This window comes from Pseudomonas sp. 3B-A001-10F, from assembly GCF_056313565.1.
Genome location: NZ_JBQYFW010000048.1, coordinates 13,842 through 35,626, shown reverse-complemented (window position 1 = coordinate 35,626; position 21,785 = coordinate 13,842). Strand labels below are relative to the sequence as shown.

Annotated in this window: 19 protein-coding genes and 1 riboswitch; of the genes, 9 read left to right on the top strand and 10 right to left on the bottom strand. The window is 59.3% G+C overall.

Going from position 1 to position 21,785, the window contains the following annotated elements:
* Window positions 1-455: 455 nt before the first annotated feature.
* On the bottom strand, window positions 456-1,376 hold the full coding sequence (locus tag AC0ZWN_RS27320) for a LysR family transcriptional regulator (RefSeq protein ID WP_034153639.1): 921 nt from the start codon (window positions 1,374-1,376) through the stop codon (window positions 456-458).
* A gap of 142 nt (window positions 1,377-1,518) precedes the next feature.
* On the opposite strand from AC0ZWN_RS27320, the gene trhA reads away from it, so the two are divergent.
* Window positions 1,519-2,136 carry a PAQR family membrane homeostasis protein TrhA gene (gene trhA / locus AC0ZWN_RS27315; RefSeq protein WP_007964065.1) on the top strand — a complete coding sequence of 206 codons (618 nt, stop codon included), beginning with the start codon at window positions 1,519-1,521 and terminating at the stop codon, window positions 2,134-2,136.
* 136 nt (window positions 2,137-2,272) lie between these two features.
* Here trhA and AC0ZWN_RS27310 read toward each other — a convergent pair whose 3' ends face one another.
* Both AC0ZWN_RS27310 and AC0ZWN_RS27305 read right to left on the bottom strand, forming a co-directional pair.
* Window positions 2,273-2,992 carry a 16S rRNA (uracil(1498)-N(3))-methyltransferase gene (locus tag AC0ZWN_RS27310; protein ID WP_099757406.1) on the bottom strand — a complete coding sequence of 240 codons (720 nt, stop codon included), beginning with the start codon at window positions 2,990-2,992 and terminating at the stop codon, window positions 2,273-2,275.
* A 132-nt stretch (window positions 2,993-3,124) separates the two neighbouring features.
* The gene (locus AC0ZWN_RS27305; RefSeq protein ID WP_194935195.1) at window positions 3,125-4,531 is read right to left on the bottom strand and encodes an adenosylmethionine--8-amino-7-oxononanoate transaminase; all 1,407 of its coding nucleotides are present in this window, start codon (window positions 4,529-4,531) and stop codon (window positions 3,125-3,127) included.
* Window positions 4,532-4,754: 223 nt separating this feature from the next.
* Between AC0ZWN_RS27305 and AC0ZWN_RS27300 the strand changes: the two genes are divergently transcribed.
* From AC0ZWN_RS27300 to AC0ZWN_RS27290, 3 genes are all read left to right on the top strand, one after another.
* Window positions 4,755-6,518 carry a flavin monoamine oxidase family protein gene (locus AC0ZWN_RS27300; RefSeq protein ID WP_476337468.1) on the top strand — a complete coding sequence of 588 codons (1,764 nt, stop codon included), beginning with the start codon at window positions 4,755-4,757 and terminating at the stop codon, window positions 6,516-6,518.
* Between the two features lie 610 nt (window positions 6,519-7,128).
* Window positions 7,129-7,680: a cytochrome b gene (locus AC0ZWN_RS27295; RefSeq protein ID WP_476337466.1), complete on the top strand. Its 552-nt coding sequence runs from the start codon at window positions 7,129-7,131 to the stop codon at window positions 7,678-7,680.
* 31 nt (window positions 7,681-7,711) lie between these two features.
* Window positions 7,712-8,290, top strand: a complete 579-nt coding sequence (locus tag AC0ZWN_RS27290; protein WP_038358767.1) for a YceI family protein — start codon at window positions 7,712-7,714, stop codon at window positions 8,288-8,290.
* A 262-nt stretch (window positions 8,291-8,552) separates the two neighbouring features.
* On the opposite strand, the gene AC0ZWN_RS27285 is transcribed toward AC0ZWN_RS27290, so the two are convergent.
* From AC0ZWN_RS27285 to ahcY, 4 genes are all read right to left on the bottom strand, one after another.
* A complete protein-coding gene (locus AC0ZWN_RS27285) occupies window positions 8,553-10,436 on the bottom strand; it encodes an RNA helicase RhlE2 (RefSeq protein WP_220557110.1) in 1,884 nt (627 codons plus the stop codon).
* Between the two features lie 222 nt (window positions 10,437-10,658).
* Window positions 10,659-11,471, bottom strand: coding sequence for a substrate-binding periplasmic protein (locus AC0ZWN_RS27280; RefSeq protein WP_476337464.1), 813 nt, complete (start codon window positions 11,469-11,471; stop codon window positions 10,659-10,661).
* A 145-nt stretch (window positions 11,472-11,616) separates the two neighbouring features.
* A complete protein-coding gene (gene metF / locus AC0ZWN_RS27275) occupies window positions 11,617-12,462 on the bottom strand; it encodes a methylenetetrahydrofolate reductase [NAD(P)H] (protein ID WP_095049506.1) in 846 nt (281 codons plus the stop codon).
* A gap of 67 nt (window positions 12,463-12,529) precedes the next feature.
* Window positions 12,530-13,939: an adenosylhomocysteinase gene (gene ahcY, locus AC0ZWN_RS27270; protein ID WP_064388105.1), complete on the bottom strand. Its 1,410-nt coding sequence runs from the start codon at window positions 13,937-13,939 to the stop codon at window positions 12,530-12,532.
* 23 nt (window positions 13,940-13,962) lie between these two features.
* Window positions 13,963-14,061: riboswitch (S-adenosyl-L-homocysteine riboswitch) on the bottom strand.
* A 198-nt stretch (window positions 14,062-14,259) separates the two neighbouring features.
* Between ahcY and AC0ZWN_RS27265 the strand changes: the two genes are divergently transcribed.
* Window positions 14,260-14,667 carry an acyl-CoA thioesterase gene (locus AC0ZWN_RS27265; RefSeq protein ID WP_016984776.1) on the top strand — a complete coding sequence of 136 codons (408 nt, stop codon included), beginning with the start codon at window positions 14,260-14,262 and terminating at the stop codon, window positions 14,665-14,667.
* Between the two features lie 174 nt (window positions 14,668-14,841).
* On the top strand, window positions 14,842-15,729 hold the full coding sequence (locus AC0ZWN_RS27260) for a formate/nitrite transporter family protein (RefSeq protein ID WP_476337461.1): 888 nt from the start codon (window positions 14,842-14,844) through the stop codon (window positions 15,727-15,729).
* On the opposite strand, the gene AC0ZWN_RS27255 is transcribed toward AC0ZWN_RS27260, so the two are convergent.
* Together AC0ZWN_RS27255 and AC0ZWN_RS27250 are read right to left on the bottom strand one after the other, a co-directional pair.
* A complete protein-coding gene (locus AC0ZWN_RS27255; protein ID WP_099757401.1) occupies window positions 15,730-16,995 on the bottom strand; it encodes a cation:proton antiporter in 1,266 nt (421 codons plus the stop codon).
* 269 nt (window positions 16,996-17,264) lie between these two features.
* Complete coding sequence (locus AC0ZWN_RS27250; protein WP_476337458.1) at window positions 17,265-18,434, bottom strand: MFS transporter; 1,170 nt, start codon at window positions 18,432-18,434, stop codon at window positions 17,265-17,267.
* 211 nt (window positions 18,435-18,645) lie between these two features.
* Between AC0ZWN_RS27250 and AC0ZWN_RS27245 the strand changes: the two genes are divergently transcribed.
* Window positions 18,646-19,479 (top strand): EamA family transporter, encoded by an 834-nt coding sequence (locus AC0ZWN_RS27245; protein ID WP_093429860.1) that lies wholly within the window; start codon window positions 18,646-18,648, stop codon window positions 19,477-19,479.
* Window positions 19,480-19,517: 38 nt separating this feature from the next.
* The gene (locus AC0ZWN_RS27240) at window positions 19,518-19,901 is read left to right on the top strand and encodes an MAPEG family protein (protein WP_008081053.1); all 384 of its coding nucleotides are present in this window, start codon (window positions 19,518-19,520) and stop codon (window positions 19,899-19,901) included.
* 121 nt (window positions 19,902-20,022) lie between these two features.
* Here AC0ZWN_RS27240 and mltA read toward each other — a convergent pair whose 3' ends face one another.
* Window positions 20,023-21,201 (bottom strand): murein transglycosylase A, encoded by a 1,179-nt coding sequence (gene mltA / locus AC0ZWN_RS27235; protein WP_460089146.1) that lies wholly within the window; start codon window positions 21,199-21,201, stop codon window positions 20,023-20,025.
* A gap of 128 nt (window positions 21,202-21,329) precedes the next feature.
* Here mltA and AC0ZWN_RS27230 point away from each other — a divergent pair, with 128 nt between their 5' ends.
* The gene (locus tag AC0ZWN_RS27230) at window positions 21,330-21,779 is read left to right on the top strand and encodes a c-type cytochrome (RefSeq protein WP_093429862.1); all 450 of its coding nucleotides are present in this window, start codon (window positions 21,330-21,332) and stop codon (window positions 21,777-21,779) included.
* Window positions 21,780-21,785: the final 6 nt, after the last annotated feature.

Sequence of the window (21,785 nt, the reverse complement as noted above, 5' to 3'; positions counted from 1 at the left end):
CATTATTACAATCGGATCAGGCTGCACAGTCACAACGGATATCGGACTCCGGTAGCAATGGAAGCCTTGGCAGCATGAGAAATGACCTAAACCCTATAACCGTGTCCAGTATCGTTTGACCAGATCACTCAGGTTTTGAAACCCATGGAGATCTGCTCCCTGTCCCCCTCTACCCCTTGAGGTAGAAGGGACTTGCCGAGCTGGATGTTGGAGGTACGTCGACCTGAAAGTCCTGAGTCGAACTCAGAATTTGAAACCCATGGAGATCTGCTCCCTTTCCCCCTCTACCCCTTGAGGTAGAGGGGACTTGCCGAGCTGAATGTTGGAGGTACGTCGACCTGAAAGTCCTGAGTCGAACTCAGAATTTGAAACCCATGGAGATCTGCTCCCTTTCCCCTCTACCCCTTGGGGGAGAGGGCTGGGGTGAGGGGGTAGCTCTTGATCTTGATTTTGCTCTAAACCCCAGCCTGTCGATTGGCATACATCCGACACTCCGCCAGCAACGCCAGCAAATTCGGATCCCTCTCCTTGGCCTTCAAAAACACCACGCCAATGTGCTGCTGCAACCGGTACTTCTCCTGCAACGGAATCAACTTCACCCGATTCTCATACACCGCCGCAATCCGCCCCGGCAGCAACGCATAACCCACTCCCGAACTGACCATGCTCAACAGCGTGAAGATGTCATTCACCTGCATCGCCACTTTCGGCTCGAACCCCGCTTGCTTGAATACCCGGTTACCGTCCTGATGCGTGGCAAAGCCCTGGGTCAGGGTGATAAACGTTTCATCACGCACCTCAGCCAGATCCACTTCACTGCGCTGGGCAAACTTTGAATCCGCCGGGGTGGCGAGGAAGATATCGTCGGAAAACAGCGCAATCTGCTCGCAATCCGGGTCGTTGATGCTGTCGTCCAGCGACACCAGAATCGCGTCGACTTCCATGTTCTTCAGCTTGTAGAGCAGGTCGATGTTCGAGCCGAGGATCAGGTCGATGTTGAGTTCGCTGCGGCGGATCTTCAGGCCCATGATCAGTTGCGGTACGGTTTTCACTGTCAGTGAATACAGCGAACCGAGTTTGAAGCGTTCGGCGGAGAACCCGGCGGCTTCGCGGGTCAGGCGCACGCTTTCGACGACGTCGTTGATCAGCTTCTGCGCCCGTTCTTCGAGCACATAAGCGCTTTCCAGCGGCGTCAGGTTGCGGCCTTCGTGCTTGAACAGCGGGCAGCGCAGGGCGCTTTCCAGCGAGTGAATCGCGCGGTGCACGCTGACGTTGCTGGTCTGTAACTCGGCAGCGGCGCGCGCGAGGTTGCCGGTACGCATGAAAGCGAGGAACACCTCGAGTTTTTTCAGGGTCAACTCTTCGTCGATCAGCATGGCGCGGACTCTTTTTGGTATCAGCCGATTGTGCCCAATTACCACGACGCGCGCAGGCTGATGTTGAACAGAAACATTGCGCTTTTACGCTCAAGGCCCGAGCCTTGCGCGCTGCGGTAACGAATATTGAGGTGAGCGATACATGTATCACGGAGAAAAACTCAACGCCTGGACGCATTTGGTCGGGGCAGTGGCAGCGTTTATCGGCGGCGTCTGGATGCTGGTGATCGCCAGCCTCGACGGCAGCCCGTGGAAGATTGTCAGTGTGGCGATCTACGCGTTTACCTTACTGGTGCTCTACAGCGCCTCGACCGTGTACCACAGCGTGCGCGGGCGCAAGAAAGCGATCATGAAGAAAGTCGATCACTTTTCGATCTACCTGTTGATCGCCGGCAGTTACACGCCGTTCTGCCTGGTGACCCTGCGCGGACCGTGGGGCTGGACGTTGTTCGGGATTGTCTGGGGGCTGGCGCTGATTGGCATCCTGCAGGAGATCAAACCGCGTTCGGAGGCGCGGATTCTGTCGATCGTGATTTACGCGGTGATGGGCTGGATTGTGTTGGTGGCGGTGAAGCCTTTGATTGCGGCGCTGGGTACGGCCGGGTTTGCCTGGCTGGCGTCGGGCGGGGTTTTGTATACGGTGGGGATTATCTTTTTTGCCTTGGATCACCGACTGCGGCATGCGCATGGGATCTGGCATTTGTTCGTGATTGCCGGGAGTTTGCTGCACTTTGTCGCGATTCTGTTTTATGTCCTGTAGCCCGGCTGACTGATCGTTCCCACGCTCTGCGTGGTAACGCCTCCTGTGACGCTCTGCGTCACGCTGTTTGGGACGCGGAGCGTCCCGGGCTGCATTCCCACGCAGAGCGTGGGAACGATCAGTCCGGCAAAAAGGTTTAGAAATCACCCCAAAGCTGCTGGGCCACCGCCAGTGCAACCACTGGCGCCGTCTCGGTACGCAACACCCGTGGGCCGAGGCGGGCGGCGTGGAAGCCGTTGCTCTTGGCCTGCTCGACCTCGGCATCCGTCAAACCACCTTCCGGCCCGATCAGGAACGCCAGCGTCGCCGGTTTGGCATGACTCACCAACGGCTCCGCCACCGGGTGCAGCACCAGTTTCAACTCGGCTTCGGTCTGCTTGATCCAGTCCGCCAGCAACACCGGCGGATGAATCACCGGCACCCGCGAGCGTCCACATTGTTCGCACGCGCTGATCGCCACCTGACGCCAGTGCAGCAGGCGTTTGTCGGCACGTTCATCTTTCAGGCGGACTTCACAGCGATCACTGAAGATCGGGGTGATTTCATTCACGCCCAGTTCGGTGGCTTTCTGAATTGCCCAATCCATGCGCTCGCCTCGGGACAGGCCCTGGCCGAGGTGAATGTGCAGCGGCGATTCGACCTGGCCGGCGAATTGCTCATCGATCTGTACGGTCACGCGCTTCTTGCCGACTTCCAGCAGGGCGCCGCGAAATTCATGGCCGGAACCGTCGAACAGCTGCACCGCATCGCCCTCGGCCATGCGCAGTACGCGGCTGATGTAATGCGCCTGGGCTTCCGGCAATTCGTGTTCGCCGGTGCTCAGGGGGGCGTCGATAAAGAAGCGGGACAGTCTCATTTCGGGTCTCTCAGATTAGATCGTTCCCACGCTCTGCGTGGGAATGCCTCAATGGACGCTCTGCGTCCGCTTTGGGACGCGGAGCGTCCCTGGCTGCATTCCCACGCGGAGCGTGGGAACGAGAAGTTACGGTTAGCCCGGATCGCGGAATCCCGGATGGAAGTCTTTCGGCACGGCGACGCTGACGCTGTCACGCGTCGCTATATCGATGCCTTCGCTGGCCACTTCGGCGAGGAAGTCGATCTGCTCCGGGGTGATCACGTAAGGCGGCAGGAAATACACCACGCTGCCCAGCGGGCGCAGCAACGCGCCACGCTCCAACGCATGCTGGAACACCTTCAAGCCGCGACGCTCTTGCCAAGGGTAGGCCTCTTTCGTGGCTTTATCCTTGACCATCTCGATGGCCAGGACCATGCCGGTCTGGCGTACTTCGGAGACGTTCGGGTGATCGACCAGATGCGCCGTCGCCGACGCCATGCGCTGGGCCAGCGCCTTGTTGTTCTCGATGACGTTGTCCTGTTCGAAGATATCCAGCGTCGCCAGTGCCGCCGCACAGGCCAGCGGGTTGCCAGTGTAGCTGTGCGAGTGGAGGAAGGCGCGCAAGGTCGGATAGTCGTCGTAGAACGCGCTGTAGACCTCGTCGGTGGTCAGGCACGCCGCCAGCGGCAGATAACCACCGGTCAGCGCCTTCGACAAGCAGAGGAAGTCCGGGCGAATACCGGCCTGTTCACAGGCAAACATGGTTCCGGTGCGACCGAAACCAACGGCAATCTCGTCGAGAATCAGGTGCACGCCGTAACGGTCGCAGGCCTCGCGCAGCAGCTTCAGATAAACCGGGTGATACATGCGCATGCCGCCGGCTCCCTGAATCAACGGCTCGACGATCACTGCCGCGACGCTGTCATGATTTTCTGCCAAGGTCTGTTCCATGGCGGTGAACATGTTGCGCGAGTGTTCTTCCCAGCTCATGCCGTCGGGGCGCCCGTAGCAATCCGGGCTCGGCACCTTGATGGTGTCCATCAGCAGCGCTTTGTAGGTTTCCGTGAACAGCGGCACGTCACCGACCGCCATCGCTGCCATGGTTTCGCCGTGGTAGCTGTTGGTCAGGGTGACAAAGCGTTTCTTGTTTGGCTGGCCGCGATTGAGCCAATAGTGAAAGCTCATTTTCAGCGCGACTTCGATGCAGGACGAACCGTTATCGGCGTAGAACACCCGGTTCAGGCCTTCCGGGGTCATCTTCACCAGACGCTCGGACAGCTCAATCACCGGTTGATGGCTGAAACCGGCCAGAATCACGTGTTCCAGTTGATCTACCTGATCCTTGATGCGCTGGTTGATCCGTGGGTTGGCGTGGCCAAACACGTTGACCCACCACGAGCTGACGGCGTCGAGGTAGCGCTTGCCTTCGAAGTCTTCGAGCCAGACGCCTTCGCCGCGCTTGATCGGGATCAGCGGCAGCTGTTCGTGGTCTTTCATCTGGGTGCAGGGATGCCACAACACCGCGAGGTCGCGTTGCATCCACTGGTTATTCAGGCCCATTTACAGTCTCCTCGAGGCGGCTCGCGTCAGGCGCGGGCAAACAATCGCGCAAGCCTATGCAATGCGTCGCGCGGGGACAACCCATTGTGTCGATTGAGCTACTTTGTATGAGCCGATAGACGTCGCTGGCGGCGTTTTGATGGCTAACGTATTCTTCGCGGTTCTTTGGGTCGTCTGACCCGCAAAACTGCTTTTTCCTACGTGTATTTCCGGAGTTCGCTGAATGTCTGTCGGTTGGCTGCGCGCCTGTGCGCTGGTGATGTTGGGGCTGTTCAGCGTTACAGCGCTGGCCAAGGATAAAACTGCAATCGTGATCGGCGGCGGCCTGTCGGGCCTGACCGCCGCTTATGAGCTGCAAAACAAAGGCTGGCAGGTCACCCTGCTGGAAGCCAAACCGAGCCTGGGTGGTCGCTCCGGTATGGCCACCAGCGAGTGGATCGGCAACGACAAGACCCAGCCAGTGCTGAACAAGTACGTCTCGACGTTCAAGCTGGGCACCACGCCGGCGCCGGAATTCGTGCGTACCCCGGGCTACCTGATCGACGGCGAGTATTTCTCTGCCGCCGATCTGGCGACCAAGCAGCCGGCCACCGCCGATGCCTTGAAGCGCTACCAGAAAACCCTCGATGATCTGGCGCGTTCGATCGACGACCCGCAAAACCCGGCGGCAACCAGCACCCTGCACGCGCTGGACCAGATCACCGTGTCGAGCTGGCTCGACAAGCAGAACCTGCCGGCCACCGCACGTCAGTTGATCAACCAGGACATCCGCACCCACTACGACGAGCCTTCGCGTCTGTCGCTGCTGTATTTCGCTCAGCAGAACCGCGTGTATCGCGGCATCTCCGACCGTGACCTGCGCGCTTCGCGTCTGGTCGGCGGCAGCCAAGTGCTGGCGCAGGCGTTCGTCAAACAGATCAAAACCATCAAGACCAACTCGCCGGTGTCGGCGATCACTCAGGACAAAGACGGCGTGACGGTCAAGGTCGGCAGTGTTGGCTATCAGGCTGACTACGTTGTGCTGGCTGTGCCGCTGCGTGCACTGAACAAGATTGCCCTGACGCCGGCGCTGGACGCTCAGCATCTGGCGGCGATCAAGGGCACCAACTACGGCTGGCGCGACCAGATCATGCTGAAGTTCAAGACGCCGGTGTGGGAAAGCAAGGCGCGCATGTCCGGCGAGATCTACAGCAACACCGGTCTCGGCATGCTTTGGATCGAACCTGCCCTGAAGGGCGGCGCCAACGTGGTGATCAACCTGTCCGGCGACAACGCTCGTGTGATGCAGGCGTTTGGCGACAAGCAAATGGTCGATCAGGTGCTGATTCGTCTGCACGCGTTTTATCCACAGGCTCGTGGTTCGTTCACCGGCTATGAAATTCGTCGCTACAGCACCGACCCGTCGATGGGCGGCGCCTACCTGGCTTACGGCCCGGGCCAGATCAGCAAGTTCTGGCGTCTGTGGGAACGTCCGCTGCAACGCGTGACGTTCGCCGGCGAACACACCGACACCTTGTACCCGGGCACCCTGGAAGGTGCGCTGCGCACCGGTCAGCGGGCGGCGAGTCAGGTTGAAGATCTGGCGGCAGGCAAATCGTTCGAGCCAGCCAAAGTAGTGCCGGCTGCAGCAGCGGCAGGCGCGGCGGGTGCCGTGGCGGCGAAGAAGGGCAACTTCTTCACTAATCTGTTCGGCGGTTCGGATGACGAGAAGAAGCCAGAGCCTGTGAAGGCGCCAGAGCCGGCTCCTGCTCCGGTCGCACCAGCGCCGACTCCGGCACCTGCGCCAGCTCCGGTGGAACCGCCGAAGCCTGCGGCACCAGTGAAAGCTGAGCCGGCGAAGAAAGCAGCGGCCAAGCCAGCGGTGAAGAAACCAGCGGCTAAAACCGAGGCGAAAAAGCCTGCGGCGAAACCGGCAGCGAAGAAGGCTGAGCCGGCGAAGAAGCCAGCGGCCAAGCCGGCAGCCACCACTGAGACCAAGGCGCAGTAAGCCTTTGCTTCAATAAAAACGCGGCCTTCGGGTCGCGTTTTTTTTTCCTGCATTTTTGTCCTTCGCCATCCGGTCACGGAGCTTACTTGTGTACCGGAGCCTTCCCACAAAGTACTCAGAGTGAGGTGATAGCGGGTGCCCCGGCGCCAATTCTATGCTGGGAAAAATAGGAGGCACTTGATGAAAACGTTCACGCTCATGCTTTTGCTGATTGCACTTCCAGGTTGCTCCAACGGGCGTTTCTTACCTGGCGGTTATAGTTCAGAACTCGCGCATAAATGCCAGATAGATCCCTACAGCGCCGATTGCCTGCAACCACCGGCGGTACTTCATAACTAATCAGCCATGAATAAAGAACCGGTTACTTGAATAACTCTGTCCCGTTCGGCCGTTTCCCTGGCCACCTTTGCTTGCGCTTGTGCAGGCGCCCGAGGGTTCAGCAACGATCATTTGTCCAGACGTCCCACGCCAAAATCGCCTTTAATCTTTCCTTAACACGCCACTTTCAGACTCTTGATCGTATTTCTCGATATTTCAAAGCAAAATTTTTCGCTTTAATTCGATAGATAACTCGCTAGTCTTGGTTCGCAGTTCTCACAGGATTTGGGCAATGCAGCTACGTAACTCTTCTTCGCGCTATGGTTGGGTCAGCATCTTCATACACTGGGGTGTGGCGCTGGTGGTCTTCGGACTGTTCGCGCTGGGCCTGTGGATGGTCGGGCTGGATTACTACAGCAGCTGGCGCAAAGAGGCGCCGGATCTGCACAAAAGCATCGGTCTGGTGCTGTTGGGTGTGATGGTGTTGCGGGTGTTGTGGCGCTTTATCAGCCCGCCGCCGCCGACGCTGCAAAGCTACAGCCGGATGACCCGCATCGGCGCCAAGTTCGGCCATGGGTTTCTGTATCTGGCGCTGTTCGCTGTGATGCTTGCCGGTTACCTGATTTCCACCGCAGACGGTGTCGGGATTCCGGTGTTTGGCCTGTTTGAAGTTCCTGCACTGGTTTCCGGGCTACCGGATCAGGCAGATACCGCTGGGGTGATTCATCTCTGGCTCGCGTGGGCACTGGTAATTTTTTCCGGCCTCCATGCGTTGGCAGCATTGAAGCACCACTTTATCGATCGTGATGCGACCCTGACGCGAATGCTCGGTCGCAAAGCCTGAAATTCAACCTCGACTCAAAGGAAAAGAAAGCATGTTGAAAAAGACTCTGGCCGCTCTGGCAATCGGTTCTGCACTGCTCTCGGCTGGTCAGGCCATGGCTGCGGACTACAAAATCGACAAGGAAGGTCAGCACGCCTTCGTTGACTGGAAAATCAGCCACCTGGGCTACAGCTTCATTCACGGTACTTTCAAGGATTTCGACGGTACATTCTCGTGGGATTCGGCCAAGCCTGAAGCCAGCAAGATCTCGGTTGATGTGAAAACCGCCAGCCTGTGGTCGAACCACGCTGAACGTGACAAGCACATCGCCAGCAAAGACTTCCTCGACGTTGGCAAGTTTGCTGATGCCAAGTTCGTCTCCACCGCCGTTAAATCGACCGGTGAAAAGACTGCTGATGTGACTGGCGACCTGACCCTGCACGGTGTGACCAAGCCTGTGACCTTCAAGGCTACGTTCAACGGCGAAGGCAAGGATCCATGGGGCGGCGAACGCGCTGGCTTCAACGCCAAGACCACCCTCAACCTGAACGATTTCGGGATCAAGGGCCCAGGTCCTACCTCGCAAACTGCGGATCTGGATATCTCGCTGGAAGGCGTGAAAGTTAAATAACTTTCCTCCCGCCACACAAAAACGCCCCCGGTCGAAAGATCGGGGGCGTTTTTTATTGCCTACGACACACACACACACATCCCCTGTGGGAGCGAGCCTGCTCGCGAAGGCGGCGGGTCAGTCAGCAATGATGTTGGCGAATGATCGCTTTCGCGAGCAAGCTCGCTCCCACAGGGGATATGCGGTGATTCAGGGGGATTCGTGGCGGCAAAAAAATGCCCCGGCTCTTGCGAGTCGGGGCATTTTTTATGGCGGCGTTAACTCAGCGATTGCGGGTCAGCAATGCTGGTTTTTCGCCACGCGGGCGGCTTGGCAGTTGATCGAGCTGCTCAGGCGTCGGGAAGCGGTCGGCTTTCGATTCCTTGTGCATGATCTTCGGGCCGTTGCTGCGCGGGTTCTGCACGGCTGGCTCGCTACGAGGCTGATCGTCACGGGCCGGGCGGCGGTTGCGCGAGGACGAGGCGGAGTCATCGCGACGACCCGACTGACCATCACGCGGTGCGCCGTTGCGCGGGCCGCTACGCTTGGCTGGCGGGGTGCCGGTGCTCGAACCGTTGCTGTTGCGCGGACCGTTCTGACGCCCCTGCGACTGACCGCCGCGTGGTGCGCCCGAACCTGCGCCTGCACCTTGAGCCGGTGCGCCTGGACGACGGCCACGGCCGCCGGCAGGGGCTGGTTTTGGTACGTAATCAACGCGGTTACCGAAGTTATCGATATCGTCGTCGAGGAACTCGTCCGGTGCACGATCAGCCGCCGCACGTGGCGGTTGGCTCGGACGCTGTTCGCGGCTCGGAGTGCCTTCGCGCGGTTTCTGCTGACGAGCAGGGCGCTCGCCACGTTCGCCGGCCGGTTTTTCCTTGCCCTTGTCTTTGCCTTTGTCTTTACGACCGCCGCCACCGCCGCCGCCATTCGGGCCGTCGCCGCGTGGGCCACGTGGATTGCGTGGGTTACGCACGTCCGGACGCTCACGCACTTCCGGCTTCTCGGCTTCAATGGTGCTCGAATCGAAGCCCATCAGGTCGCCGTCGGCGATTTTCTGCTTGGTCATGCGTTCGATGCTTTTCAGCAGTTTCTCTTCGTCCGGGGCAACCAGCGAGATCGCCTCGCCCGAACGACCGGCACGGCCAGTACGGCCGATACGGTGCACGTAGTCTTCATCGACGTTCGGCAGTTCGAAGTTGACCACGTGTGGCAACTGATCGATGTCCAGACCGCGTGCGGCGATGTCGGTCGCAACCAGGATGCGCACCTGGTTGGCCTTGAAGTCGGCCAGCGCTTTGGTGCGCGCGTTCTGGCTCTTGTTACCGTGGATCGCTACAGCCGGCAGGCCGTGCTTGTCCAGGTACTCGGCCAGACGGTTGGCGCCGTGCTTGGTGCGGGTGAACACCAGCACCTGTTCCCACGCGCCGGCGGTGATCAGGTGCGCCAGCAGCGCACGCTTGTGGCTGGCCGGCAGACGGAATACGCGTTGTTCGATGCGCTCGACCGTGGTGTTCGGCGGCGTCACTTCGATGCGTTCCGGGTTGTGCAGCAGCTTGCCGGCGAGGTCGGTGATGTCTTTGGAGAAGGTCGCCGAGAACAGCAGGTTCTGACGCTTGGACGGCAGGCGCGCGAGGACTTTCTTCACGTCGTGCACGAAACCCATGTCGAGCATGCGGTCGGCTTCGTCGAGGACGAGGATTTCCACGTGGGACAGGTCAACGCTGCCCTGGCCGCAGAGGTCGAGCAAACGACCCGGGCAGGCGACGAGCACGTCGACGCCACGGGACATGGCCTGAACCTGCGGGTTCATGCCGACGCCGCCGAAGATGCAGGCGCTGACGAATTTCAGGTCACGGGCGTAGATCTTGAAGCTCTCGTGAACCTGGGCCGCGAGTTCGCGGGTCGGGGTCAGGACCAGTACGCGCGGTTGGCGCGGGCCATGACGCTGGGATTTGTCCGGGTGACCGTTGGGGAACAACCGCTCCAGGATCGGAAGGGCGAAACCGCCGGTTTTACCGGTACCTGTCTGTGCCGCAACCATCAGGTCGCGACCTTGCAACACGGCGGGGATGGCCCGCTGTTGCACCGGAGTAGGCTCGGTATAGCCCGCATCTTCGATGGCGCGGACTAAAGCCTCGGAGAGACCGAGGGAAGCAAAGGACATGAGTAATCCTGTTTTAGTTAGGGCTTGGCCCAATGGGAGTCTTGCCTGGCGCGAATCACGTTTAAGAGGACGCAATCCCGTCCGGTCCTGCTGCGGTTCCGAAGGCACGTCTGGAGTGCTCGCGCGGGCTGCAAAGCTGCGCTGTAGCGGGTCGAGAGGCCTGTTACGGTTCCGGGCGTCCGGGCGTGAGCCTGGCGGGAACGCCGGAGTATAACAGAGCAATCACTGCGCGCTGCTTTCCTGCTGCTCAACGGTTTTGCCGCTGGCCGTGGCATTGCCCAGCGGCGCAGCCATGGCGGGAGCCGCGCCGTAGCGTGCGCTCAGCTCGGCGTAAGCCGGTTCGCGCTTGAATCGCTTGAGCTCGGCGCCAAATCGCTGCACCAGCAAATCCATGCCGGCATTGCGTCTAACCGCGAGAAACTGGCTCTGGCGGCTAATGACAGTGGGGTTTTCGGTGATCTGATCGCGAATGTCCAGCTCATCGAGCAAGTGCTGACCGACACGGCGATCGGTGATCAGCAAGTCGATGCGACCGCGCACCAGTTTGCCGAAGTTGGCTTCGTGGGTCGGTGCCGGTTCACGGGTAAACAGTGTTGATTCGCTGAAATCGGGGCTGTACAGATAACCCGGCGAGGTGCCGATGGTCAGGCCTTTGAGCTCTTCGAGTTTGCTGAACGGGTGCGGCCGGTCGTTGGCGTAGAACATCACGAACTCGACGTCCGACAGCGGCTCGCTCGGGTAAAGCAGGGTGGCGTCGCGCTCGTCGCTGTGAAAAATGTCCAGCGCGCCATCGGCCTGACCGGTCTCAAGCATCGACAGGCAGCGCTTCCACGGCAAGAACTGCCATTCGACTTCGATGCCCAGACGTTTGAAGACAATGGCCGTGGTTTCGTAATCCAGCCCGAGGTTTTTACCGTTCTCTTCGTAGACATAGGGCGCCCACGGCTCGGTGACAATACGCAACTTTTCGCCTCGAGCGGCGAAGCTCAGGCAAGCAAAAACCAGCACGGCGAATAATTGCGTGATCAAAGGCATGGCTTGAGATTACGACGAGAAACGCGAAAGAGCCAGAAAGTGCCTGCACAAGCTCTGTTTCGGGCCTTTAAAAGCAAAAGATCGCAGCTGCGACACCCCAGTAGGAGCTGCCGAAGACTGCGATCTTTTGATCTTTCTATGATGCTTAACGCGGCAACTTCAGGTTATTCCAGATCGCCAGGCTAGGCTCAGCCTGGTTCATGGAATAGAAGTGCAGACCCGGCGCGCCACCTTGCAGCAGGCGTTCGCACATCTCGCTGACAACTTGCTCACCAAAGCGCTGAATGCTTTGCGTGTCATCGCCGTAGGCTTCCAGTTGCTTGCGGATCCAGCGCGGGATTTCCGCACCGCAGGCATCAGAGAAGCGCGCGAGTTTGCTGTAGTTGGTGATCGGCATGATCCCCGGAACGATCGGCAGATCCACACCCTGCGCCTGCAAACGGTCGACGAAGTAGAAGTAGCTGTCGGCGTTGAAGAAGTACTGGGTGATGGCGCTGTCGGCGCCGGCACGGGCCTTGCGGATGAAATTGGCCAGATCGTCTTCGTAGTTGCGCGCTTGCGGATGCATCTCCGGGTAAGCGGCAACTTCGATATGGAAATGATCACCGGTTTCTTCACGAATGAATTCAACCAGTTCATTGGCGTGACGCAGCTCACCGCTGGTCATGCCCATGCCGGATGGCAGGTCGCCACGCAGGGCGACGATACGCTTGATGCCGGCAGCCTTGTACTCGTTCAGCAGGCCGCGCAGGTCGTCCTTGCTGTCGCCGACGCACGACAGGTGCGGTGCGGCCGGTACTTTGACTTCGCTTTCCAGTTGCAGAACGGTGTTGAGGGTGCGATCACGGGTCGAACCACCAGCGCCATAGGTGCAGGAGAAGAAATCGGGATTGTACGTTGCCAACTGACGGGCAACGTTGAGCAGCTTTTCATGCCCAGCATCGGTCTTGGTCGGGAAGAACTCGAAGCTGTAGCGACGGTCTTGGGACATGGTCATACCCTTGGAAACAAGAACCTTCGAGGCGCTGCAATCCCGTGTGGGAGCGAGCAAGCACCTGTTAGTAGCGGTAAGCGTGCGGCTTGAACGGGCCTTCGACGGTCACGCCGATGTAGTCAGCCTGTTGCTTGGTCAGTTGGGTGACCACGCCGCCGAAGCCGCGAACCATTTCCAGGGCCACTTCTTCGTCGAGTTTCTTCGGCAGTACTTCAACGGTCAGGCGCTCGGCTTTCTGGGCTGGCGACAGGTCGGCGTACTTCTGGCCGAACAGGAAGATCTGTGCCAGAACCTGGTTGGCGAACGAACCGTCCATGATGCGGCTTGGGTGGCCAGTGGCGTTACCCAGGTTAACCAGACGGCCTTCGGCCAGCAGGATCAGGTAGTCGTCGTTCTGCGCGTCGAACGCGCCCGGGCCGGTACGGTGGATCTTGTGTACCTGTGGCTTCACTTCTTCCCATGCCCAGTTCTTGCGCATGAAAGCGGTGTCGATTTCGTTGTCGAAGTGACCGATGTTGCAGACAACAGCGCGCTTCTTCAGGGCTTTGAGCATGTTCGCGTCGCAAACATTGACGTTACCGGTGGTGGTCACGATCAGGTCGATCTTGCCCAGCAGCGCTTTGTCGATGCTCGCTTCGGAACCGTCGTTGATACCGTCGATGAACGGCGAAACCAGTTCGAAACCGTCCATGCATGCTTGCATGGCGCAGATCGGGTCAACTTCGGAGACTTTAACGATCATGCCTTCCTGACGCAGCGACTGAGCCGAACCCTTGCCCACGTCACCGTAACCGATGACCAGCGCTTGCTTGCCGGACAGCAGGTGGTCGGTACCACGCTTGATCGCGTCGTTCAGGCTGTGACGGCAGCCGTACTTGTTGTCGTTCTTGGACTTGGTCACCGAGTCGTTGACGTTGATGGCCGGGATTTTCAGCTCGCCTTTGGCCAGCATGTCCAGCAGACGGTGTACGCCGGTGGTGGTTTCTTCGGTCACGCCGTGAACGCGATCCAGTACTTGTGGGTACTTGTCGTGCAGCAACTGAGTCAGGTCGCCGCCGTCGTCGAGGATCATGTTGGCGTCCCATGGCTGGCCATCCTTCAGGATGGTCTGCTCCAGGCACCACTCGTACTCTTCTTCAGTTTCGCCTTTCCAGGCGAAAACCGGGATACCGGCAGCAGCGATAGCGGCAGCAGCCTGATCCTGAGTCGAGAAAATGTTGCAGGACGACCAGCGTACTTCGGCACCCAGGGCAACCAGGGTTTCGATCAGCACGGCAGTCTGAATGGTCATGTGGATGCAGCCGAGGATCTTGGCGCCTTTCAACGGCTGTTCGCCGGAGTACTTGCGACGCAGACCCATCAGGGCCGGCATTTCCGATTCGGCGATGATGGTTTCGCGACGGCCCCAGGCAGCCAGGGACATGTCGGCAACTTTGTAATCGTTAAAATCTGCAGGCGTGATAACAGCGCTCATGAAGAGCCTCCATTCGTAATGTATGCGAATGGGCGCCGTTGTGCGTTTAGTGTCCGGCCTGAGCCAGTCAACGCCCCATCCGAGCCTGACAGGTTGAACCTGCTGCAGCGCCCCTCGGACAGGTGGCGGGAAAACGGTAGCAAGTGAACGTTACCGTTTTGAAACGGGGGCGATTATAGCCGTCTAGACTGATCTTCCAAAGGGTTTCTGTCGGCCAGATGAAGATCGTTAATGACGACCATAGTCGAAGCCGCATGGAGCCTGACCGCTCAGTCTGCCAAGATACCGTCCATCGTTCGGCAAGACACTCAGGAGTGAAGATGAATTTCCACACCCGCAAATGGGTAAAACCCGAAGACCTCAACCCCAACGGCACCCTGTTCGGTGGCAGCCTGTTGCGCTGGATCGACGAAGAAGCGGCGATTTACGCGATCGTCCAGTTGGGCAACCAGCGCGTGGTGACCAAGTACATTTCCGAAATCAATTTCGTCAGCGCCTCGCGCCAGGGCGACATCATCGAACTGGGCATCACTGCCACCGAGTTCGGCCGCACCTCGATCACCCTGACCTGCGAAGTGCGCAACAAAATCACCCGCAAGAGCATTCTGACGGTTGAGAAGATGGTGTTTGTGAACCTCGGTGAAGACGGGTTGCCGGCTCCGCACGGGCGCACTGAAATCAAATATGTGAAAGATCAGTTCCAGGAAGATGAATTGGTCACCAAATAACATCGGCGGTGCTTTCTTCGCGAGCAAGCTCGCTCCCACAAGGATCACGCTGTACCTGTGGGAGCGAGCCTGCTCGCGAAAGCGGTTGTCCTGTCACCGAAGATTGATCAGGCCACTGAACAGCCATGAACCGCCGGGGTCGTAGGTAAACACCACCCCCACGGTTCCCACGCCATGACCACTCCCACCGACGGCAAGACCCCCGACCTCTCGGCCAAAGAGCAGCACGAAGTCGAGAAAAACCAGCCGCCCCGCGCGGCTGTCCTGCACGAAATCATCCGCAGCCAAGGCGATCAGGAGCTGGAGCGCAGTATCGCCGCGCTCTGGTGGTCGGCGTTGGCGGCGGGGTTGACCATGGGCCTGTCATTGATGGGCATGGGCCTGCTCAATTCGCGTCTGCCCGAAGGTGACGAGTTCAAGGTAATCGCCAGTTTCGGCTACTGCGCAGGCTTCCTCGCGGTGATCCTCGCCCGCCAGCAACTGTTCACCGAAAACACCTTGACCGCCGTATTGCCGGTCATGACCAAGCCGACCCTGCAAAATTTCGGCCGGTTGATCCGCCTGTGGACAGTGGTTTTGGTCGGTAATCTGTGCGGGACGATTCTGGTCGCGTACGTGATGCTCGAATTGCCGATCTTCGACACCAAGACTGACCACGCCTTCCTCGAAATCGGTCGCAAGGTCATGGAAAACCACGCCAGCCAGATGTTCGCGAAGGGCATCGTTTCCGGCTGGATGATCGCCACCATGGTCTGGATGATCCCGTCCATGGAGAGCGCGAAGATGTGGATCATCATCCTTATCACCTACCTGATGGCGCTCGGCGATTTCACCCATATTGTGGTGGGTTCAGCGGAAGTGTCGTATCTGGTGTTTGCCGGCGAGTTGCCGTGGAGCGATTTCTGGGCGGTATTCGCAGGCCCCACGCTGGCAGGGAATATCATTGGTGGCAGCTTTATCTTTGCGCTGATCAGCCATGCGCAGATTCGCAGCGAGAGCGGTGCGCCTAAGGAGCCTGCGGATCAGGCCGGGAAACCTGATCCGCAGGAGATCAAAAAATGATCAGTGGTGAGCGGCTTCGCTGATGGTCACGGGCTCGTTGCGAGTTGCGTACTTGACCAGTTTGCCGATGGTCAGACCCTGCAACAGGATCGATGACAGCACCACGATGTAAGTGATGCTCAGCAGCAGATCGCGCTCCGGGCCCAACGGCAGGGCCAACGCCAGTGCCACCGAAACACCGCCGCGCAAACCGCCCCAGGTCAGAATCCGGATGGTGCCGGCCGGCACCGTCCGCCAGCGGCGCAGCAGGACAATCGCCGGGGCCACGGTGAGCAGGCGCGACAGCAGAATCGCCACCGCCAGCAAACCCGCTGCAGCCATGTGCAGCCAGTTGAATGGCAGCAGCAACAGCTCCATGCCGATCAGCGCGAACAGCAGCGCGTTGAGCATGTCATCGAGCAATTCCCAGAAACCGTCCAGATAACGACGGGTCATGTCATTCATCGCCAGATTGCGCCCGACGTTACCGATGATCAGACCTGCGACCACCATCGCAATCGGTGCGGAAACGTGAATCTCGGTAGACATCGCCGAACCACCAATGACCAGCGCCAGCGTCAGCATCACGGTGATTTGATGCTGCTCGACGCTTTTGATCATTCGATAAACCAGATAACCGATCAGGCCGCCAAACAGCACGCCGCCAATCGCTTCGTGAACGAACAACATCGCGGTGGCGCTGATGGTCGGGGTTTCGCCGAGTTGGGCGATGCCCAGCAACACGGTGAACACCACCACGGCTGTGCCGTCATTGAACAGCGACTCGCCGACGATGGTGGTTTTCAGCGGTTTCGAGGCATTGGCGGTACGCAGCACGCCGAGCACCGCGATCGGGTCGGTCGGCGAAATCAACGCGCCGAACAGCAAGCAATACAAGAAGCTCACGTGCCAGCCGAACAGGGCGAAAATGTAATAGGCGAGGCTGCCGATCACCGTGGTGGCAATCAACACACCGAAAGTCGCCAACAGACCGATGGGCCAGCGGTAGCTGCGCAGGTCGTTGAGGTTGACGTGCAGGGCGCCGGCGAACAGCAGGAACGAGAGCATCCAGTTCATCAGCAGATCGCCGAAGTCGATCTGGCCAATCAGTTGCTGCACGCGTTCTTCGAGACCGGGGTAACCGAGCACGCTCAGGCCTTGCAGGATCAGCGAGAACAGTAGCGCGGTGACCATCACGCCGATGGTCGGCGGCAGGCCGATGAAACGGAAATTGACGAAGGTGAGGAGGGTGGTGAGGCAGATGAAAGCGGCGACAAGTTCAAGCATCCGGGGTCCTTTGGATGAGGGGTGGAAGATAGCGCACCGAATCATTGGCGCAGGGGTTTGATGGGTTGAGTCAGGATCGGGACACAGTTGATGGTGTGATGAGATCAAGAGCCCCCTCACCCCAGCCCTCTCCCTTAGGGAGAGGGGGAAAGGGGGCAGATCTTCAAGTCTTTCAGGGGCTGAGTTCGGCTCGAAATTTCAGGTCGATGTAACTCGAACATTCAACACGGTCAGTCCCCTCTCCCTCTGGGAGAGGGTTAGGGTGAGGGCTAGCCGGACACATTGACCGCAGCCGCTTCGCGACGTTGCAGATAGATGAAAAACAGCGCCGTCAGCACCGTGAATACACCGACCAGCGCACCCGTCCATGGCAAGTCCGCCAGATCCGCGCCACTGGCCACCACCAGTCCGCCGATCCACGCACCCGCTGCGTTGCCAAGGTTGAATGCGCTCTGGTTCAACGTCGAGCCCAGGTTCGGTGCTTCATGCGCCTGATCGATGATCAGCAGTTGCAGAATCGGGCACAGCGCAAAAGCGAAAATCCCCCACAGCACCAGCGTGATTGCCGCTGGCACCACCGAGCGACTGGTCTGACTGAACGCCGCCAGAATCACCACCACCGCCAAGGCCACACCAACCAGCGACGGCAGCAAACGGCTATCAGCCAGACGCCCGCCGAGCATGCTGCCACCGGTCAAACCGACGCCGAACAACAGCAACATCACCGTCACGCCATGCGGGCTGACGCCGGTGATGTCCTGGAGGATCGGCGCGATATAGGTAAACACGCTGAACAGACTGGTCGACGCGAGCACACTCATGCCCAGCGCCAGCAACACGTTGACCTTGCCCAGTACCTTGAATTCGCTGGCGAGGTTGGCCTTGTCCATGGGGATGTGTTTTGGCAGCCACAACCATTGCGCGAGCGCCGCAATCACACCAATCACCGACACCGCCCAGAACGTCGAGCGCCAGCCGGCATAATGCCCGAGCGCCGTGCCCAGCGGCACGCCGAGAACGTTGGCCAAGGTCAGGCCGGTGAACATCATTGCAATCGCCTGCGCGCGTTTGTTCGGTGCGACCAGCCCGGCGGCAACCACCGAGCCAATGCCGAAGAACGCGCCGTGGCACAGCGCGGTGACCACGCGAGCGGCCATCAGCGTCGCGTAGTTCGGCGCGAGTGCGCAGAGCACGTTGCCAAGGATGAACATCAGCGTCATTCCCAACAGCGTCGCTTTGCGCGGCATGTTCGCGGTGCCGATCGCCAGGATCGGGGCGCCGAACACCACGCCCAGGGCGTAGCCGGTAATCAGCAGGCCCGCATGGGGAATGCTCACGGAGAGGTCCCGGGCGACATCGGGCAGCAGGCCCATGATGACGAATTCAGTGGTGCCGATGCCGAACGCGGCAACAGCGAGTGCAAGCAAGGCGAGTGGCATGCGCAAGGTCTCTGTCGATAGTCTTGACGCTTTGATCAGGCATACGCAGGCCGACGACCGCTCTCGAAGGAGGACGGTACAGGCAGGAATTATTGGTTTTTTCTGTGCGCAACTGAGTGCGGCGTGGTCGCTTGCAGTATAAACAGCTGCTGACACATCGCGAATCAATAATCTGACTAATTGGCTCGCTAACAACAATAAGGAGTGGAACGTGCTGGCGACAGCTTTGGTATTGATGGCGGCGCTGTTGCATGCGACGTGGAATACGTTAATCAAGTTCAGCGCCGAGCGACTGTTGGTAGTGGCGTGCATGGACACCGTGGCGCTGCTGGTCGTTGCCATCGCGTTTCCATTCGTGAGCTTGCCGCCCATGGAAATCTGGCCATGGATTCTCGCTTCGGCAGCCTTTGAGCTGCTGTATCGCTACCTGCTGATTCAAGCCTACCGGGTCGGCGATCTCGGGCTGGTGTATCCGCTGATGCGCGGATTATCGCCTTTGGTGGTGCTCGCGCTGACCCTGATCTTCGCGGGAGAGGTGCTCACCACGCAGCAAATCTTCGGCATCATGCTGATCCCGTTCGGCATGGTTTGTCTGCTATGGCAGGGTGGCGGTGGCAAGCATTTGCCATGGTCGATGTTGCCGGTGGTGGCGCTGATCGGCCTGTGTATCGGTTGCTACACCTACATCGATGGTCAGGCGTTGCGGCGTTGGTCGCACCCGCTCGATTACCTGGTCTGGGTCACGCTGCTCAGCGCCTGGCCGTTTCCGCTGTTGGCATGGGTCGCCAAGCGGCCGGCGTTCATGTTGTTCTGGCGTGAGCAATGGAAGCTGGGGTTGGCGGTGGGCTTCTGCGTATTGGCCAGCTACGCTCTGGTGCTGTGGGCGATGCAGTTGGGTTCGATTGCGGAAGCGGCGGCATTGCGCGAGATCAGCGTAATTCTGGTGGTGCTGTTCGGTATGCGCTACCTCAAAGAACCTTTTGGCCGGCCGCGGCTCTTAGCCTGTGGGCTGGTACTGATCGGCATGCTGGTAATGAAGTTCTGACCGCTCGCGAACTCTAAAACTCGAAAAAGGACGGCGTTATGACGGTGGCTCTGTGGTGTGTGTTGATTGCGATTTTTCTGCCGTATATCTGCACCGGCGTGGCGAAAGCCGTGGGCGGCTACCGGCTGAGTGATAACCACGATCCGCGCGACTTTCTCGAAAGTCTCAACGGTGTGGCGAGGCGTGCCCATGCCGCGCAGATGAACAGCTTTGAAGTGACGCCGGCATTTGCGGCGGCAGTGATTGTTGCGCACCTGGTGGGGACGGCGGAGCTGGTGACGGTCAATGTGCTGGCGGTGCTGTTTATCACCAGTCGCCTGCTCTACATCATTTGCTACCTGGCGGACTGGGCGATCTTGCGCTCGCTGGTGTGGTTTGTGGGGATGGGGTTGATTGCTTCGTTCTTCTTTGTGTCTGTTTGATTATCGGTGTTGCTGATGGCCTCATCGCGAGCAGGCTCACTCCTACATTTTGGAATGCGTTCCCCTGTAGGAGTGAGCCTGCTCGCGATAGCTATCTGATTACCTCAGCAGATTCCAAGGGTTACTTCTTCTCTGTATCAGCCACCTGCGGCACTTGCGGCAGCGCTGCGCCTTTGGGCCAAAGCATCCAGATCTGCCCCTGCTGTTTCATGTCCCCGGCCAGTTGCCCGGCCGCATCACCGGTGCCCCAGAACAGATCCGCACGCACCTCGCCGGCAATCGCGCCGCCGGTATCTTGTGCCGCCACCGGGCGAACCAGTGCCGTGCCATCCGGTTTTGTCGTCGACAGCCACAGCAGGCTGCCCAACGGAATCACCTTGCGATCGACTGCCGCGCTATAACCGGCAGTCAACGGCACGTTCAGCGAACCGCGCGGGCCTTCGTTGCTGTCCGGGTTGCGCGTGAAGAACACGTAGCTCGGGTTGCTGCCCAGCAGTTCCGGAATGCGCGAAGGATTGGCCTTGGCCCAGTTGCTGATCGCGCTCATGGTCACGTCTTCTTTCTTCAGCTCGCCTTGCTCGACCAGCCAGCGCCCGATTGGGCGATACGGATGGCCGTTCTGATCGGCGTAGGCGATGCGCAACTGTTTGCCGTCCTCGGTCTGAATTCGCCCGGAACCCTGGATCTGCAGGAATTGCAGATTCATCGGGTCGGTCAGGTAGGCAACCACCGGAGCTTTTACACCTTTGGATTCAATGGTGGCGGCATCGTCGTAAGGCTTGAGCACGCGACCTTCGAGGCGGCCGCGCAGGCGTTTGCCTTTCAGCTCCGGGTAAATGCTGTCCAGCGAGACAATGATCATGTCTTCGGGCACGCCGTACACCGGCACATTGGCCCTTTCGGTGGGCGTCAGGCTGCCGGGGTAGACCGGTTCGTAGTAACCGGTGATCAAACCGTTCGGGTTGTCGTTTTCAGCACGCAGGCCGTAAACGTCGAGGTTTTGCTTAAGGAAGGCGCGAATCTCGCCAGCACTTTGTGGCACGTTGGCCGCAGCGGCGCAGGTGGAGCCCCATACGGCATCAGCTTTGAGTCGGGTGCAGGCGCTACGCCACGAACCGAAACCGGCGACCAGATCGCTATCGGATACTGCCGGCAGTGCTTCCCAGGTGGCGCTGGAATAAGTGGCCAGTGCGTGGGTTTTTGGTTTGGCGCTATCACCGCCGGTGCAGCCAGCGAGAATCGCCACTAGAGGCAGGGATGCGATCAGCGGGTGACGCCAGGCCTTGAAAGGGCTGTTCATGGAGTAATTCCTGTGCCGGTTGACCGAGTGCTCCATGCGCTCGAGCAACCCGTATTTTTAATAGGGCTATTGGTGTTTGGCGGTGACGCGAGGATACTGGCCGCCGAATTCCGTGACCTGAAGCCACCATGACTCTTAAAAGCATTTCTGTTGTATTGCTGGCCTGTCTGACCTTGTCCGCCTGTGGCGGTGTCGATCCGAATTCTCCACTGGGCCAACGCAAGGCGATCTTCAAACAGATGCTCAAGACCGGTGAAGATCTGGGAGGCATGTTGCGTGGGCGCATTCCGTTCGACGGGCCGAAATTCGCCGAGGGCGCGGTCAAGCTTGATGCGTTGTCCCATGAGCCGTGGAAGCACTTCCCGCAGGTTCGCGAAGAAGATCACACCAGCGCCAAGGACGATGTCTGGAAACAACAGGCACGTTTTCAGGAAATGGCCCGCAACCTTGAAGCCGCCACCGGTGAATTGGTGATTGCCAGCCAGGTGCAGCCGTACAAGGCCAGCAATCTCGGGCCTGCGGTGCAGAAAGTTGAAGATGCCTGCAGCGCTTGTCATAAACAGTTTCGCGATCATTGATATTTA